Raw genomic sequence first — 16,552 nt, 5'->3', positions numbered from 1 at the left:
TGTCAAACAGGGTATAGTACATCATGGCGTGAATATGGAAAGGAGTGTGCAAATGATGACGCAAGCAAAGAAGGTAGCGTTTCTACTGGCCAATGATTTTGAAGATTCCGAGATGAAGAACCCTTATGATGAAATGGTGAAAAATGGCCACGAGGCCGTTATTATTAGCTTGAACAGCAACGAAGTGCTGAAGGGCAAGCAGGGATCGATCGTGTATACCTCGCATTTGGGCATTAAAGAAGCGAATGCGGATGATTACTCCGCTATTATTATTCCGGGGGGCAAATCGCCTTCCCACCTAATGGATAATGCGGCTGTGCAAGCTTTCGTACAGAAGGCTGATCAAGCCGGAACAACGATTGCGGCAATATGCCATGGTCCGCAGATCTTGGAGGCGGCTGGTCTGCTTAAGGGCCGAACGCTGACTGCCTATCCCGGTCTGTCCTCGGAGATCGAAGCAGCAGGCGGGAACTTCGTTGATAAAGAGGTTGTCGTGGACCGCAATTTCGTTACGTCCCGTACGCCGGAGGACGAGCCAGCTTTTATCCGTGAAACGATCGACAAGCTTGGCGTAAATGCTTGGTAATTTAAGGTCTAACCAAGAGTTTGCGGAATAGGGAAAAGACAAGGCTGGCTTCGGATCTAAGCGGATTCGAAGCCGGTTTTTTGTTTTTGAATAAAGGTTAGACTAGCATCAGTTGTGGGCAGAATAGCCGAATTGTCTATTGCAGTGAGGTGGGGTATACTTCAAGTTATGTACAAGCTTGGGCTTTTGCTATTGGACAATAAAGGAGGAGGAGTTACATGCAAGGTTCTACGCTAAATGAACAGGTAGACCAAGCAGGCAGACCGTCCTTACGGGTGAACCGATCTTCCCTAATTGACAACGGCATGCTGACTTTGCAAGCATGGGGAGCGGATCATATTTGCAAGGTTTGCATTGCGAACAGCGGCTCCTGCTGCCGTGATTGCCAGCATCTATCCGATGGCGTGGGGTGTCAGCTTCGAAATACGAGCTGTACCGCATGGCTCTGCGGATTTCATAAATATTTATTATACGAGGTTGGCCAATTAGAGAATTGGCAAGCGTTCTGGAGACAGGTGCCGGGTCAGGATTACCGGGAGGACTCGACGCCCGATCAGATTATAATCGATAAAGCTTTACATAAACCGGGGCAAACGATGGATCATTTGGGCGAAGCGCTTGCGGCGGATCTGCTGGATATGGCGCATTCGCATACAGAGATCGGCGTGATCCTTACACTTAGGGAGAAGCTGGATAGATACATCGATCAGTTTCAGTTGGAGGAGCATGACCAAAAGCGGAAAACCAGGATCAAAAGAAAAATAAAAGTGCTGTCGGGCGATTTTCAGCGCTTTCATCATTTATTAAATAAATACTACCAGGAGCTGACTGATGTCACAGCGCAGTAGCAAATAAAGAGGAGCCGTATAAACCGGCTCCTCTTTTATTTAATAGATAAGAAGTTTTCACTTATAAATCTGCTTCTATTTCTCCGCGAAACGAGCTTTTGCCATGGAGGATGACATCAACCGTTTGCGTTTGTTTACTTTAAAAACTCTAGCAGCTCATTATTAAATCTAACTGGCTCATCATAGAGCATGCCGTGGCCGCTTTGCTCGAACGTGACGAGAGTTGAGCCATCGATGCTGTTCAGCATCTCCTTGGCAAATTCCGGCGGGCAAATCTTGTCGAGCATCCCGTGGAAAATCGTTGTATTTGCTTTAATTTGCAGTAAATCCGCCCTGAGATCTTCATCGCGCAGCGATTCGAAGGTGCGAACGGTCCCCCAGGCTGATGCCTCTAGGCCAAGCAGCTGGAGCCAATCCTTAAACGGATCGGATATCGGATGCTGTGCGGTATTCGCGAGAAAAATCTCGCCAAAGCCCCGAAGCATCTCGGGCCGGTCTTTCTTGGCGGCAGCGATTTGCTCATTGGCTTTCTCCTGCTTCATGCCAAGCGGGTAATCGTCCCGCTGCGTGAAGGAAGGAGCGGCTGCGCCAAGAAGAGCAAGCTTTTGAATGCCATAGCCGCCATGGCGCGCCATGTAACGGACGGCAATGGCACCTCCTACAGAGAAGCCTACCAGAAAGGCATGCTCCAGCCTCAGATAATCGATGACCGCTTTCACGTCATCCGCTAGTCGATCATAGTCGTATCCGCCTGCCGGAGCGCTGGATTTGCCAAAGCCGCGTTGGTCAATTCCGATGCAGCGATAGCCCTGCACTGACAGCAGGGTGAACTGATATTCAAACATTCGGCTGTTCAGCGGCCAGCCGTGCAGGAAGATAACAGGGATGCCGGTGCCAATATCCTCAACGTAGAGTTTAACTTTTCTCTCAACCTCAATATAATGTCCCATAGTATCGCTCCTCTTCGCGGTTATTGTTTATTCTTACCCAATTAAGCAGCTTTTGAAAAATAAATCTTTTTACTTCGTATGAAGGAGTAGAATGGTGACAAGAGATTGGAGGTTAAAGCATGTTTTCTTGGTTAAGAATGGCGGTTATTATTATCGTTACTATCTTTCTGACGCGGTTCATCCCTTTTTCGGCCTTTTTTCAAAATGTGAATACATTGGCCCATGAGCTTGCCCATGCAGTCGTAACCTTGCTGCTTAAAGGCAGCGTCATGCATATTTATTTGTACGCGGATCAGAGCGGGGTAACCTATACTTCCTATACGAACAACTGGATGTTGATTCCGATTGCGCTTGCCGGGTACATGGGCTCCGCATTGTTCGCGCTGCTGCTTTTCTATCTCCATGCGCGAGGGAAAGGGCGCTTCGGCTTAGCTTGCGTTGCCATAGCTGCGGGCGCGGCGCTCGCGCTATTCGTGCGCAATAACTATGGCATGGCATGGAGTGCCGGCTTTACGGCATTAACGGCCTTTATTTATTTTGCCGCACCAAGCTGGCTTCGAAGCGGTTATTATTTACTGATTGCTTTTATTTGCTTGGTGGAGTCTATCATTAGTCCATTTATTTTGCTTTATCTTGCTGTCACTGACCCTGCGTCAGCAGGTGATGCAACCAGCTTAAGCCAATCCACATTCGTGCCGGGGTTTGTATGGGCGGCCTTGTTTTGCGGATTTTCGCTTTGGTGCGCCAAAATAGCCGTTGGTCATTTGTTTAGACGAAGCGGGTCAGGGATACAAATAAGTAAATAGACAAGGGAGGATGTGAGAAAATGTCAAAAAGCTATAAGCTGCCTGAGCAGAAACAGGTGGCATTATCCGATATTGATCCGAAAGATACGGGGCGATTTAATAATAGGGAAGAAGTCATGCAGGAAATAAAGGAGCTTGAGCTGGAGCTGCAGGAGCTGCAGGAGAAGCTGGTCGCGAGTAAAGAGCATGCGGTTTTGTTTATTTTTCAAGGGATGGATTGCAGCGGAAAGGATGGAGTCATCAAAAAAGTGTTTGCCGGACTTCATCCGCAGGGCATATCCGCCCATAGCTTCAAGACGCCGTCGGAGGAGGAGGCTCGGCATGATTTTTTGTGGAGAGCGCACCGTGCTGTACCCGCCCTGGGACAGATCGCGGTCTTTAACCGTTCTTATTATGAGGAAGTGCTGATTACAAGAGTCCATGGCGAGGTGACTGACGAGCAGGCGAAGAAGCGGTTTAAGCATATCAACCATTTTGAGAGGATGCTGTCGGACAGCGGCGTTAAAGTGGTCAAAATCTTCCTGCATATTTCGAAGGAGTTTCAGCTCGAGAAGCTGATCAGCCGGATCGAGGACACGAGCAAAAACTGGAAATTCGATTCTTCCGACCTGAAGGAACGGAAAGCTTGGAACCAGTATAGCGAGCTTTACGAGGAGCTGTTCGAGAAATGCAGCAAGGCTGCGCCCTGGTATGCTGTACCCTCCGACAACAGGTGGTACCGCAATTATGCCGTATTGCGCATCGCCGTGGACGTGCTGCGAAGCCTTGATTTAGAGGAGCCGCCCGCCAATCCTGAGCTTCAGCCGCTGCTTGCGAAGCTCAAGACGGAAGAGGCTTAGGAAGCGGAGCGAATAAGAGGAAGCGAACTGAAAAGGGGCTTTCCCGTTCATCTAAGATGAATGGGAAAGCCCCTTGCTTATTTTAAATAAAGGCTAGCTGCCGCTATTCTTTTTTTGGAGAAGCCGCTTCAGCTCTTCATCGACGCGCGCTCTGCGCTGCTCCTGCTGTTGATCATGGCCTTGCAGGTCAGAATCCAGCCCGTACCGTCCTTTGGCAAGCTCAATTTCCGCTTCACGTTCCATTAGTTTCTGTTCAATTCTGTCAAAGCCTCTAGAAGCGGAGCTTTCATGCCAAGGAGCCGATGAATTTCCGGGTGCCTTGGATGTCTGCTGCATACGGGCGACTAACTCCGTTCGCTTTCCTTGCAGCCGTGTTTTTTCTTCCTTCAATGCCTGAGCACGCAGCCCAAGCTCAATTGCTGCTTGCTCCGAGAACTTCATCAGCTTAAGTGTTTCTTCCATTTGGTCCAAATAAAGAAGCTTCGCCTCAAGCGCAACGCGGGCTTCTGACTCTCGTTCCTCGGCCGCTGCTTGCTCAGCTTTTTTCTCATAGTAATGAGCTTGCTCTTTCAGCTCGGCGAGCTTTGCCTGCAATATCCGCTCCTGCGCCTGCTGCCGCACAGCTTCACGTTCGGTGCTCGCTATTTCCTCTTCCAGATCTCTTAAATATTGATTAAGCATGGTAACCGGATTTTCGAACTTGTCGAGCATCTCATTCGTCGCGGCCTTCGTCATGCTGACTACACGTTGTAAAATTCCCATTCTATCATCTCTCCCCAAATTGGTTTTAAATATAAAATTTATAAGCTTTCAACTTAACTAGATTCTTATCGTTCACCGCGAAACGAGCTTTTACGCCAATGGTCCGCGACAACCGTTTACGCTTGGTATCGGTCAGTGAATCTGAAATCATTGTTTAGGGCTTTCGGTACAAACAGCGTGGCGATGAAATACGCCAAAAGGACAGCTCCAAAGCTGAAGAATGCGGCAATGACGACCAGCAGCCTTACGATGGTAGAATCAATGCCCAGCCATTGTCCGATACCTCCGCAGAGACCGGTTAGCTTGCTGTCCGTAGTTGAACGAAATAATTTTTTCATATTTATCATCCTTTCCTTGTGCTCATCTATGTCTTTATTCTAGAGCGTGCATCAGAATTCCGTAACGGTCCGGGGTCTGTTTTGGGAACTAGGCTTAAGGCGGGCCTTAGTGCGACAAACGACGGGGAAAGAAGTGGAAAGATTATAGATTACAGTTTGGATATATAATGGCAATTGGCCAATTTCCTTTACAGCCTTTCAACTATCCACTACTATGAATCTAGCTTAAATAGAGAAATATTAGTAGTAATGGGAGGAAAGGCTAATATGAATAGACGTTTCTATGATAAAAAAGCAGTTATTTTGCTTATCGCTTTTGTCATGTGTTTACCAACCTTCGTGGTTCCAATCTCCGTAAACGCGGAGGCAGCTCAACCTGTCGGTTCCTATTTGGCAGAGCGCTGGAGCAACAGCATTGAGGGGGGAGTGGCCGCAAAGCCGGTTATTGCTGCGGACGGCACGCTGTACATCCTGTCTGAGAAAGGAAAGCTCTATGCTTTTAACCCTGCCGGCAAGCAGCTGTGGACCGCTGAAGTTCGTTCGATGAGCGGTGAGACCTATGAACAGGAAGGTCAGCTCGAACTTGGAGCAGACGGAGTCGTTTATGTAGGTTCAAGCGGAAATTTATACGCATTTCAGGCAGACGGCGTAAAGAAATGGGAATATGAAACATCATACCCGCGCTTTCAAAAGATTGCGGTTCAGCGTAACGGCTTGATCTATATTCTATTAAGCAACAGTTCGGAACATATGATTGTTTTGCGTTCGGACGGTAAACTTGCATCTGAACGGAAGGATGTCTCTGCACTGGTAGAGTATCAGGGTTTAACGGAGGATAAGGTCTACATAGTATCCACAAAAAGATCGGTTAAAACGATTGGAGGAAAGTTGATCTTCGAATCAGTCTGTTACGCTGAGGAGCTGAACCAAGACGGTTCGGTGCGCTGGAAGTTTAACTTGAACAGTTCATTTTATAATACCTCAACCGATGAGAAGGGCAATCTGCTCGTGTTTACGGAGCCTTTTGTACAAGAGGAGCCATCATCCCCTTTCTATAATGATGGTTCAAGGAAACCGACAGAGGTGAAGGTAATCGGCGATGGCTTAATGAAAAGGAGCTATTCGCTGACCGGCAGAACATTTGCTCCACTGCTGTTTGATGATCAACAAAACGTTTTTATCGTAACGAAAGATGCAGCGATCTCCAAATACGATAGCCAAGGGAAACTACTTTGGAGGCTGCCGATCAACGAAGAAGCTAATGTATTGGAAAATGGTACTGCCATGCATTTGGATGAGGATGGTTCTCTGCTTTTCTACAGCGCTCTTTCAGGCTATGAAACGTCAAAGGATGGAAAAATCCAGTACAGCACGCCCTACAAGCCGCAGCTGCTCCGGATAAGCCAAGAAGGTAAGCTTATCTCCTCCTCTCAGAGAGAACACTACACGCCGGCTGTTTGGTTGGAGAACGGCATGCTTTTATCGACAGGGTATAACGAAATCGCACTGTCAGACTCGCAAATGAGCCACCCTGTTGAATACCAGACGAATGACGCTTTTTATTACAAGTATGTGGATTCGAATACTATATACGTTGGAACAAGGGACGGGAGGGTATCCGGTCTTGAAATTAAAGAGGTCTCGAACAAAGGAGAAGTTGTTTCCATATCCTTCGGTAACGTATATCCGATTTTTGAACCCAAAAGAACATATTCCCTTCAAGCTGTCGTAAAGTGGTCGGACGGGAAAGAGCAAACGAATCCCAAAGGCATCATCTATCGCAGCAGCAATGAAAAAATAGCATTTTTCGACGCAACAGGCTTTCATACGTTAGGAGCCGGCAAAGTGGAGCTGACTGCTGAATATCTTCAATTGAAGGCAACAATCAAGGTGGAGGTAAGCGGGCAGCAGAAACCGGATCAGTCATCAGTCACCTATAACGCTAAAGCTGTGAAAAAATGGGGCTATGCTCTGCCAGGGTTGGAAAACAATAAAACTGCAATATATCAAGCTCCGCTCATTTCAGAAGACGGAACGGTCTATGCTACTAGCAGACAAGGAAAGCTCACGGCTATAAGCGCGGCAGGTGAACTCCTATGGCAGCAGGATATGAAACAGCTCGTGCTCGCGAAGCCAGTTATCGGACCGGATGGAAGATTGTATATCGGAACGGAAAACGGACAGCTAACGTCCTTCGACCCGCTCAGCGGCAAGGAACTGCTGAATAGTACGGCTGCGGCTAATTACCACAGCACTATGCTAGGCTGGGACCGCTCCGGTACTAGATATACGGGATTCACAAATAATATCTCTACTAGAACCGGAAGTGTTACGAGCGCTGTCAGCCAGCTTCAGGCAATAGATAAAGCGGGTGCCGTCCTGTGGACTGTATCATTAAATGGAGAAATTACGCACTCGGAGTCGGTTCTTAACGGCGTAGAAGACACGCTGTATGTCGTCACAACGCGAAGTGAAAGGATCGGCGGCGAAACTACGATGATACCGGGAGTTTTATATAGTACTCGCAGTCTTGGCACGCTGCATGCCATTGATGCTTCATCAGGAAGCGTACGCTGGAAGCACGAACTGGGAAGCTCCGATTCTAGATTTTATAAACCAAAGCTGCTTCAGGATGGGACCATCGTTGCAGCAAGCTCGGAAGGCACCATAAATGCAGTAGATACAAATGGACAACTGAAGTGGAAGAAAAATTTGAAAGCTTTCACTTACGCAGAGCCATTTCTAAGCAATGAGAAGCTTGTTATTTTTCAATCCGGTACGACTGAAGGCATGACGGAGGGTGAAGCTCCGTTTCGTTTCATGAACTTGAAGGCATCCCCGAAATTTATTAATCAGCGCGAGAATGAATGGCTTCTAACGCTATCCGATAATAGTTTCGCTAATAGCAGCCGTCATTCTGTTGCATCCTATGATACAGCGGGCAAATTATTGTGGCAAATCCCGTTAGTAGGAGATAAGACGACTGCGAGCGGCATTACCAATGATCTTCATGTAGCGGTAATCGATGCAGCGAGCGAGCTGAGTCTATACGAAATTCGAGTTACCCGGTCCGACGAGAGTGTTTTTTTCGACATGAAAAAGCACTGGGCGAAGACCGCCGTGGAGGAACTTGCGGAAGCCGGCGTTGTGACCGGTTTTGCAGATGGCACCTACCGTCCTGATACTCAGGTAACCAGGGAACAGTTCCTTGCCATGCTTTCGAAGAAACTGAAAACGCCTCAGAAAGCAGCCCATTTATCCTATACGGATGTTTCCAAAACACGTTGGTCAAGAGCCGTAATTGAGTCGGCCTTAGCAAACGGCTGGATTGATGGCAAAAGCTACGGCAACCAATTTAAGCCAGCGCAACCGGTCACGAGGGAAGAGGTAGCCGTTTGGACGGCTAAAGCACTGAAACTGCCAGAAAAGGCCAATGCTTTGGTTAAGGTTACCGATAGGTCTTCCATCCAAGCATCAAACCTTGGCTTGGTCGGCGCAGTAATCGATTCCGGCATCATCAAGGGTTATAAGGACGGGAGCTTCAAACCGAAGGATACTTTGACCCGCGCAGAGGCAGCATCTCTTTTGTTCCGAATTAAAAGCTAACTGATAAGTAAGCTTGTAAAAAGATTATGTCGGTATCCCTCTTAAGAGGGGCTATCCCAACAGGCCACAAGCCTTGAGGGGCAGCCTCTTTTCTTTGTTTAAAGACTATGGCTTGCAGTAGCTTGTCAAACTAGTCCGCATAATTGGTCAAGTCCCCTCATAGACATGTTATCAGCCAGTAAAAAACAATGTGCAGAGGGGATGATTACATGCGTCGCATGACATGGACCGCGGCAATATTATTATGTTTTTCATTAGTATTAGCAGCTTGCGGAACGAAGGACGCCGAGTCCGTGGTTAAGGAGCTCGACAAAGTAGTAAACAGCATGGAGAGCTACCAAGGAAGCGGTACGATGACGCTGCGGACGGGACAGCAGCCACTTGAGTATAAGGTGGAGGTATCCTATCAAAAACCGCAATACTACCGGATCAAGCTGACGAATGAAGAGAAGGACATTACACAAATCGTGCTTCGCAATGACGACGGGGTATTCGTTCTCACGCCGAAGCTGAATAAAGTTTTCCGCTTCCAAAGTGATTGGCCGCAAAACCAAGGCCAGGTGTACTTGTACCAAACGCTCGTTCAAAGCATACTCGTAGATAATTCCCGGCAGTTTGTAATCGACGAGGACAACTACGTATTTGATGTAATGGCTAATTATAATAACGGCTCGCTTGCCCGACAAAAAATTTGGCTCAATAAAACGGACTACAAGCCGGTTCAGGTAGAGGTCAGCGATACGAATGCAGCCGTAATGGTCGAAGTCAAATTTGATACGTTCGATTTTGGACCGAAATTTGATAAAGCCGTATTCGAGACAGAAGCGAATATGAAGGCAACGCCATCCAGCCAATCTACAGAAGAACCAACCATGACGCAACCTGATGATGACAGCGTAAATAATTCTGCAGATAATACAACAGAAAATACGGATGCTAATGCAAATGCAGAGGGTAACACAGACACAGACGCAGGTACAGATACAGATACAGATTCCAATGCGAATACTGCAACAGATAGCAACAATCCGGATAATAGCGGGAATAAAACAGATAATAACAGCGCTGTCGATGGTGACGATCAAACGAACAACAGTGGAAATGCAGCCGAGAATGAGGGCGACGATGCAGCAACCGGCGCTAAACCGGATGAGACAGCTGATTTTACCGCAATGAAGCCATCGTACTTGCCGGATGGTGTTGAGGAGCCGGAGTTAGTTGACATTGTGTTTGGCGGCAACCCAGGTTTGATGCTTCGCTATTCGGGCGATTACAGCTACACGCTTATTCAAACGGAGCCAAAAGACCAGGCCGCTTCAATCGTTCCTGGTATGATGGTGGATCTCGGATTTACAATGGGGCAGCTAAGCGGCGATGAGCAGCTGACGCTGGTTTGGACCTATGAGGGCCATCAATTCCGCCTCACCAGCGCGAATCTTCCTGAATCCGAAATGATTAAGGTGGCGCAGTCGGTACAGGGCGAAATAGGGAAATAAAACGGATAAACAGACGATTTTCCAAGACGTACTAGCCATTTTCAGGTATCGTTTCATTGACAGTCTCAGCAGCAAGGTTTAACATTATTCCTATTGATGTTTGCTGCTCGGACTGTTGTGGCTGCCAGATAAGGGGAAGGTGAACGGCTTGGATTCGTATTATCGCCCGACTAGGGTTGAATTGTCACTTGATGCATTAAGACATAATTTACAGGCTTTTCGAAATGCAATTCCGCAGGAATGCAGACTCATGGCCTCTGTTAAAGCGAATGCTTACGGTCATGGGGCGGTAGAGATAGCTCGGGAAGCTGAACGATTTGGCGTAGACTATTTAGGTGTAGCTTTTCTGGATGAAGCATTGCAATTGCGTAGGGCAGGCATCCAAACCCCGATTCTTGTACTTGGATTCGTGGCAGCGGATGCTTTGTCTGTCGCAAGGGACCATGATGTTACGATAAGTCTCTTTCGCGAAGATATTATCGAAGCGGCTGCAAAGCTGCCGCCTGACAGCAAAGGCCGCAAACTAAAAGTACATGTAAAAATGGATTCCGGCATGGGCCGGCTTGGCGTAATCGGAAAGGATGCGGTCCTGTCCTTTATCCAGAAAGCCATGCAGGTGCCTCAGCTTGAAGTTGAGGGTTTATTTACTCATTATGCGCGTGCAGATGAGGCAGATAAAAATTACACGATGATGCAATACGACAGATTTCGTGAAGTAGCAGAATATGTGGAGCAGCAAGGCTGGCCAATTCCTATTATTCATGCAGCGAACAGCGCTGCGGGAATTGACACACCGCAATGGACGGGAGGTATGCTGCGCCTTGGTGTTAGCATGTACGGCTTATATCCGTCTGATGAGGTGAATCAGCAGCGCATTGCGCTAGAGCCGGTGATGACACTTAAGACGGAAGTCGTTATGGTAAAAACAGTGCCGGCGGGCTGGGGAATCAGCTATGGTACGCGATATGTTTCGGAAGGGGAAGAACGTATCGGAACACTGCCTATTGGGTATGCAGACGGGTATAGCCGTATGCTTACGGGTAAAGCCCATGGACTTGTACGCGGTGTGAAGCTGCCGATTCGGGGTACGATATGTATGGATCAATGCATGATTGCGCTTGATGCTGCAGTTTCGGAGACAGAGATGCCTGTTGAACCGGGTGAAGAGGTCGTGCTTATAGGCCGACAAGGCGATTCGGTTATAACAGTGGAAGAAGTGGCAAAGCAGCTCGACACGATAAACTATGAAGTAACTTGTATGCTTGCTGCGCGTGTACCTCGTATTTATGTAAACGACGGCCGTGTTACAGCCATTCAAAACCCCATAGCTCAGACATAATTCGGATTGGTAATTGTTTCTTTTTACAATTTTTCGTATATGAAGAGGATTTTCGCCAAATATCACGAATGTAGTAATGAAGATGATCAATAAAGGCTATACATGAAAACATACAGCATATTTGATATACGGCTATCATAGATATGTTGAAGTATAGCGACGGCAATATATTGTCATAATGTGTACTAAGGTTATGGAAAAGTTTTGGGGGTGCGAGTTCGGTGGCCAATGTACAAAATACCAAAAGAATCATGATTAGCCTGCCAGATCATTTGCTGGAGGAGGTTGACGGGATTGTAGCCAAGGAAAACTCCAACCGCAGCGAATTTATTCGGCAAGCCATGAAACTGTATTTGGTGGAGCGCAAAAAACGTCAAATCCGAGAATCCATGCAGCGCGGGTATATGGAAATGGCGAAAATAAACCTGAACATGGCCTCGGAAGCTTTTCAAGCGGAGGAAGAAGCAGATCATACGTTAGGCCGTCTCGTTAGCGGGGTGTAGAGGTTGATTGTAAAACGTGGTGATGTTTTTTTTGCGGATTTATCGCCTGTCGTCGGATCGGAGCAGGGCGGAGTTCGCCCCGTACTGGTCATTCAAAATGATATCGGAAACCGATTCAGTCCAACGGTCATCGTTGCTGCGATAACGGCACAAATCCAGAAGGCGAAGCTGCCTACCCATGTTGAAATGGATGCAGCAGCTCATGGCTTTGACCGCGACTCCGTTGTGCTTCTCGAGCAGATTCGTACCATTGATAAGCAAAGATTAACGGATAAAATTACGCATTTGGATGATGAAACGATGCGTAAGGTGGACGATGCTTTGTTAATAAGCGTGGGATTAATTGATTTTTAATGAGTGAAGGCTATTTAGCATTTTGAAGGGGCAGCCTTCAGCTGAATGCCTTTTTTTGTCGCCTTTTACTGGATTTTGTTGAATTCGGAAAAATAATGATAGACAAATGAAAGTTGTATTTGCTATTATGAACTCAATTAGTTTTGCAAACCTATATATGAGCACTATTATGCGAAGAACGCACGCAGTACGCCTTAGATGGCTGCTGGTGCGTTCTTTTTTTTATGCTCAGAGGGGAGTGGCGATGAAGAAGAGAAGGAATGCCATTATCAGTCTGACAGCCGCAGTGCTTTCTGCCAGCTTAGTTTACGGCATGTACGAGCTGCAGCGCATTCAGATTGAAAAAGAGAAGACGGTAGCTGTCCTCGTACCGAAGCGCTTTATTGGGGCAGGAGAGCGGCTTAAGGAAAGTGATCTTGAGTATAAAATGGTTCCGCAGACCGCTTATATTCCGGACATGATCATTAAGCTGGAGCAGGCTGCCGGGAAGGAAACGATTATTCCTCTGGGCAAGGGGGAGCCGCTTTTGCTTTGGAAGGTCGACGATTTTTATTTACAGCCCAGACGAACGGAATCTACCTTTCAAATTCCGAAGGAGTACATCCGTTCCATTTCGAACGGAATTAGGGCAGGGGACAAGGTACAGCTTTTTGTTTCGGGAGAAGGGGCGCCCTCTGATCGACTCTTCACTCAAGCGGTAACCGTAGCCTCGGTGAAGTCATCGGGTAACGTCGAGATTGATAATATCGAGAACCCGAATTTATTTTCACGGGCAGAGGGCAATAAAGAGCAAATGTACGCATCCAGGCGCGAAGCAAACGGAATGATTGATTATTTGAATTTAAATTTAACGGAGGAGCAATGGCTCCAGTTGGACGGCTTGTGTAAGGGAGGCACTTTGAAGCTAGTCGTTGCCTATAGTCCGGAATCGCTTGACTTGGAGATGGGCGAGGGGGCTGATTGAAGGTGAATGGAACATTGGCGCCACATGCTGTTTTTATTGGCACAACCCCTAATATCGGAACGACGGCAGCGGCTTTTGCTGCTGCCTATCGGATGGGAGAAGCAAGCGGCAAGCCGATTGGATTTTTATGCCTTAACCTCAAGAGTGCGAAGATTCATCGCTATCTCGGCGTTGACGAGCCGCTTGCCACGCTGGACAAGCTGCGTCCGGAGCTGCGTTCCTATACGTTGACGCCGGATAAGCTGCGCAGAGCCGCATATCCTGTACCGAGTCAGCCGAATGTGCAGGTACTGTTCGGCAATCTCTTGAGAGACCAAGCCGAGTATTTTACGCCGGAAGAAGCGGATCACTTGCTGACAATCGCAGAACAAACCTTTGCGTTTGTTGTCATCGATGTTGGCGCTTATTGGGACAATGCTGCGACGATTTGCTCGGTTCGAAGGGCAGGCTCACGTATTCTCGTCACCACGCCAGCCTTGTCCCATTTTCAAGAAGATGGCAGACGCTGGATTGGACAGGTTTCGCCTTTATTCGGGATTGCTCCCGAGCAGTACGATTCAGTCATCATCAATGGACCATGGAGAAATGGAGGTTATCAGATGAAGCATATTTGTAAAGAGCTTGGCACAACGGCACTCGGTCAGCTGCAATTAAGCGAGCCTGTCTTTAGCCAATTGGATAACGGTACGTATGCGGGGTGGCTGAAAACGGATATTGAGGGCAGGCAAACGATGAAAGAGCCGGCGAATACAATCATGCGGCGGCATGGAATCCGAAGCATGGCGACATCCATAGCTGTGCAGCCATGGTATCGCAAGCTGCTTTCCCATCGCAATGGTACAAGCTCGTGACCGGGCAGCAAAATCGGTTCTCACCCTCTGATTTTGCTGCCCAAATGCAATCGGAGCGGGAGAAACGTGATCAAGAGCCGGCTGCGCCTTACCAGGCAGCAGATGCACAAGGAGAATTCGCGAGCCTAGCGGATGATATCCGATCTTATTTAAGCACTCCGCACGGGCTGAGTGAAGAAGACCGCAGGCAATATAGCGAGACACTCAATCGTGCAGTGCTAGGGTATTCGCAGGAGCGGGAGCAGGTGCTGGCGGTCATTACGGATCGGCTGATCCGGCTGCGTATCCACAGTACAGCAAATGTACAGCATCCTTATCAAACGTTAGCCGAGGCTTTGTTCGCGGAGGTCATTGGACTGAATGTATTGGAATTAGTGCTCGCAGATAAGGACGGCTTGGAGGAGATACAGGTTGTGGGCGTACAGATCTTCATTGTGAAAAATGGTATTACGGAGCCTTCCGCTTATCGCTTTGACAGTATCCGCGAGGTAGAACGAATTCAGCAAAATTTGGTTTTGTACAATAATGACCGCATTAATCCGCGGAAGCGTTGGGCAGAAGTCATGCTGCGGGACGGATCACGCGTAACGATGACGGGATTTGGTTTTACAGCTAGCCCGACCTTGACGATTCGCTTCTACACCGTGCGCAGCTTTAGTCTGGAGACGCTGGGCAAGCCGGCTTACAATACGTTGAACGAACGGATACAGGACATACTCAAGGCGATATTGGCTGCACGATTTAATATCGTTATCATTGGTCCAACGAATTCAGGCAAAACCAATCTGATGAAGGCGCTGATTGCAGAGCTTCCCGATGAAGAACGGATTATTACGATCGAGGGGCGATTTGAGATGATGCTCGGGCGGGACTTCCCAAGCAAAAACGTGGTGGAATATATGACAGATGAAGAGGATAGCTATCATCGTTCGGATCAGGCCTTCAAACTCGCGCTTAGGCAATCTCCTCAGCGTATCATTCATGCCGAAATTCGAGACTTAGACGCGAACATCTACGTTCGTGCTTGTACCCGAGGACATTCAGGAAGCATGACAACCGTGCATGCGAATAGGCTGGAGGATGTTCCGGAGGCCATAACCGATATGTGCATGCTTGATGGCAGAGGCATGAATGCTGAACGGCTGGCAAAACGCATCACGCAATATGTGACGGAGATCGGTATTGAAATGAGCTACCTGCGAGGGCGACGAGTCATTAGCCGCATTGGTGAGCTGTGCTGGGAAGATGGACAAGCGCATGTGAGGGACTGGGTGCGGTTCGATGAGGCGATAGGTAAATGGCTGTTCCCGGTGCCGCCATCCGAGGCTGCTGCTTGCCGGCTGGCTGCGGGAGGCGTCCGTCATGAATGATCTATCTGCCGCAGCGCTGGCCGGGTTATTATTTTGCTTTATATATATCGCCATATTTAATCTGCTCCTGCTCTGGTCGAGGGAGCAGCAGCTAGTCAGCAAGCTGACATATCGAACAAATAGCAGCTTGCGTATACGGGCAGCGGAACGCTTTAAGCGGTATGAATGGCTTCACCGGCATTTGTCTGATTTGCTGGAAACGCTGCGTTTGCAAGTAACACCGGCTTCCTTCGTGTATATATCCGGTTTGCTGTTACTGGCCGGTATCGCTGCCGGCGGCATTTTCTTTCAAAGCATCAAAGGGACATTGTTGTTTGGCATATTATTAGGTTCATTGCCCTATACAGTTCTAAGGACGCTGCTCGTTCACCGTCGCATGCAAACGCAAATGGATTTTTTGCCTGCGGTAGAGCTTTTTTATCAATGCTATCTCGTAACAGGCGAGCGGCAAGTACGGGTAGCGCTGCAGCGCACGGTTGAGGAGCGAAGATTGCTAGGTCCGATGCAATCGGTATTCGAGCAGCTGTATCGCAATTTGTCTGTACGAGGCGATGACGAAGCCAGCCTGAGACTGCTTGCTTCATCGCTAGGTCATTTGTGGGCGGATTATTTCGTTCATATTATACGAGTGGCGCTTGTGGAGGGAGTATCTGTAACGGATAGCTTAAAGGAGCTCCTGACCGATATGCGTAAAGCAAGACGCGCTAATGAGCAGGAGCGCAATCGGCTGTTGGAGATACGCGTAGCTAATTTTTCACCGATTTTGTTCCTCGCTTTATTTATCGGAATCAATCTGCGGTACAACAAGGATAACGCCTACTATTATTATGTCGTTGATGCAATGGGCCGGGACATGCTGCTCAATGCGGCAGTGCTGATTTTTGCGTCATTCCTGATGGGGTTATGGCTTTCTCGCAAAAAAATGTGAAAGGAGACCGTG

General features: G+C 48.1%; 16 protein-coding genes. 13 read left to right on the top strand and 3 right to left on the bottom strand.

Annotated elements, in window-relative coordinates:
• The first annotated feature begins 52 nt into the window (after window positions 1-52).
• Window positions 53-586 (top strand): type 1 glutamine amidotransferase domain-containing protein, encoded by a 534-nt coding sequence (locus AC1DLI_RS11055; RefSeq protein WP_477602450.1) that lies wholly within the window; start codon window positions 53-55, stop codon window positions 584-586.
• A 218-nt stretch (window positions 587-804) separates the two neighbouring features.
• Window positions 805-1,434 (top strand): hypothetical protein, encoded by a 630-nt coding sequence (locus AC1DLI_RS11050; protein ID WP_477602448.1) that lies wholly within the window; start codon window positions 805-807, stop codon window positions 1,432-1,434.
• Window positions 1,435-1,568: 134 nt separating this feature from the next.
• Here AC1DLI_RS11050 and AC1DLI_RS11045 read toward each other — a convergent pair whose 3' ends face one another.
• Window positions 1,569-2,384: an alpha/beta fold hydrolase gene (locus AC1DLI_RS11045; RefSeq protein WP_477602446.1), complete on the bottom strand. Its 816-nt coding sequence runs from the start codon at window positions 2,382-2,384 to the stop codon at window positions 1,569-1,571.
• Window positions 2,385-2,503: 119 nt separating this feature from the next.
• On the opposite strand from AC1DLI_RS11045, the gene AC1DLI_RS11040 reads away from it, so the two are divergent.
• Together AC1DLI_RS11040 and AC1DLI_RS11035 are read left to right on the top strand one after the other, a co-directional pair.
• On the top strand, window positions 2,504-3,190 hold the full coding sequence (locus tag AC1DLI_RS11040) for a M50 family metallopeptidase (protein ID WP_477602444.1): 687 nt from the start codon (window positions 2,504-2,506) through the stop codon (window positions 3,188-3,190).
• Window positions 3,191-3,210: 20 nt separating this feature from the next.
• Window positions 3,211-4,029, top strand: a complete 819-nt coding sequence (locus AC1DLI_RS11035) for a PPK2 family polyphosphate kinase (protein WP_477602442.1) — start codon at window positions 3,211-3,213, stop codon at window positions 4,027-4,029.
• A 93-nt stretch (window positions 4,030-4,122) separates the two neighbouring features.
• Here the strand turns inward: AC1DLI_RS11035 and AC1DLI_RS11030 are convergent, their stop codons facing one another.
• Both AC1DLI_RS11030 and AC1DLI_RS11025 read right to left on the bottom strand, forming a co-directional pair.
• The gene (locus AC1DLI_RS11030) at window positions 4,123-4,791 is read right to left on the bottom strand and encodes a PspA/IM30 family protein (protein WP_477602440.1); all 669 of its coding nucleotides are present in this window, start codon (window positions 4,789-4,791) and stop codon (window positions 4,123-4,125) included.
• 116 nt (window positions 4,792-4,907) lie between these two features.
• Window positions 4,908-5,129, bottom strand: a complete 222-nt coding sequence (locus AC1DLI_RS11025; RefSeq protein WP_308999812.1) for a PspC domain-containing protein — start codon at window positions 5,127-5,129, stop codon at window positions 4,908-4,910.
• A gap of 267 nt (window positions 5,130-5,396) precedes the next feature.
• Between AC1DLI_RS11025 and AC1DLI_RS11020 the strand changes: the two genes are divergently transcribed.
• The 9 genes from AC1DLI_RS11020 (at window position 5,397) to AC1DLI_RS10980 (ending at window position 16,540) form a co-directional block, all read left to right on the top strand.
• Entirely contained in the window at window positions 5,397-8,735 is a 3,339-nt protein-coding gene (locus AC1DLI_RS11020) for an outer membrane protein assembly factor BamB family protein (RefSeq protein ID WP_477602438.1), read from the top strand.
• 209 nt (window positions 8,736-8,944) lie between these two features.
• Complete coding sequence (locus AC1DLI_RS11015; protein ID WP_477602436.1) at window positions 8,945-10,231, top strand: LolA family protein; 1,287 nt, start codon at window positions 8,945-8,947, stop codon at window positions 10,229-10,231.
• Window positions 10,232-10,379: 148 nt separating this feature from the next.
• A complete protein-coding gene (alr, locus tag AC1DLI_RS11010; protein ID WP_477602434.1) occupies window positions 10,380-11,570 on the top strand; it encodes an alanine racemase in 1,191 nt (396 codons plus the stop codon).
• A gap of 221 nt (window positions 11,571-11,791) precedes the next feature.
• Window positions 11,792-12,073: a CopG family ribbon-helix-helix protein gene (locus tag AC1DLI_RS11005; protein WP_028609437.1), complete on the top strand. Its 282-nt coding sequence runs from the start codon at window positions 11,792-11,794 to the stop codon at window positions 12,071-12,073.
• Window positions 12,074-12,076: 3 nt separating this feature from the next.
• On the top strand, window positions 12,077-12,427 hold the full coding sequence (locus AC1DLI_RS11000; RefSeq protein ID WP_028609438.1) for a type II toxin-antitoxin system PemK/MazF family toxin: 351 nt from the start codon (window positions 12,077-12,079) through the stop codon (window positions 12,425-12,427).
• 244 nt (window positions 12,428-12,671) lie between these two features.
• The gene (locus AC1DLI_RS10995; RefSeq protein WP_477602432.1) at window positions 12,672-13,391 is read left to right on the top strand and encodes an SAF domain-containing protein; all 720 of its coding nucleotides are present in this window, start codon (window positions 12,672-12,674) and stop codon (window positions 13,389-13,391) included.
• Window positions 13,392-13,393: 2 nt separating this feature from the next.
• Window positions 13,394-14,242, top strand: coding sequence for a CpaE/TadZ family protein (locus AC1DLI_RS10990; RefSeq protein WP_477602430.1), 849 nt, complete (start codon window positions 13,394-13,396; stop codon window positions 14,240-14,242).
• Window positions 14,197-15,612 carry an ATPase, T2SS/T4P/T4SS family gene (locus tag AC1DLI_RS10985; protein WP_477602428.1) on the top strand — a complete coding sequence of 472 codons (1,416 nt, stop codon included), beginning with the start codon at window positions 14,197-14,199 and terminating at the stop codon, window positions 15,610-15,612. The genes AC1DLI_RS10990 and AC1DLI_RS10985 overlap by 46 nt, the downstream gene beginning before the upstream one ends.
• Complete coding sequence (locus AC1DLI_RS10980) at window positions 15,605-16,540, top strand: type II secretion system F family protein (RefSeq protein WP_477602426.1); 936 nt, start codon at window positions 15,605-15,607, stop codon at window positions 16,538-16,540. Before AC1DLI_RS10985 ends, AC1DLI_RS10980 begins: the two co-directional genes overlap by 8 nt.
• Window positions 16,541-16,552: the final 12 nt, after the last annotated feature.

The organism is Paenibacillus sp. 01T443 (assembly GCF_056398325.1).
This window is presented reverse-complemented; position numbering and strand designations above follow the sequence as displayed.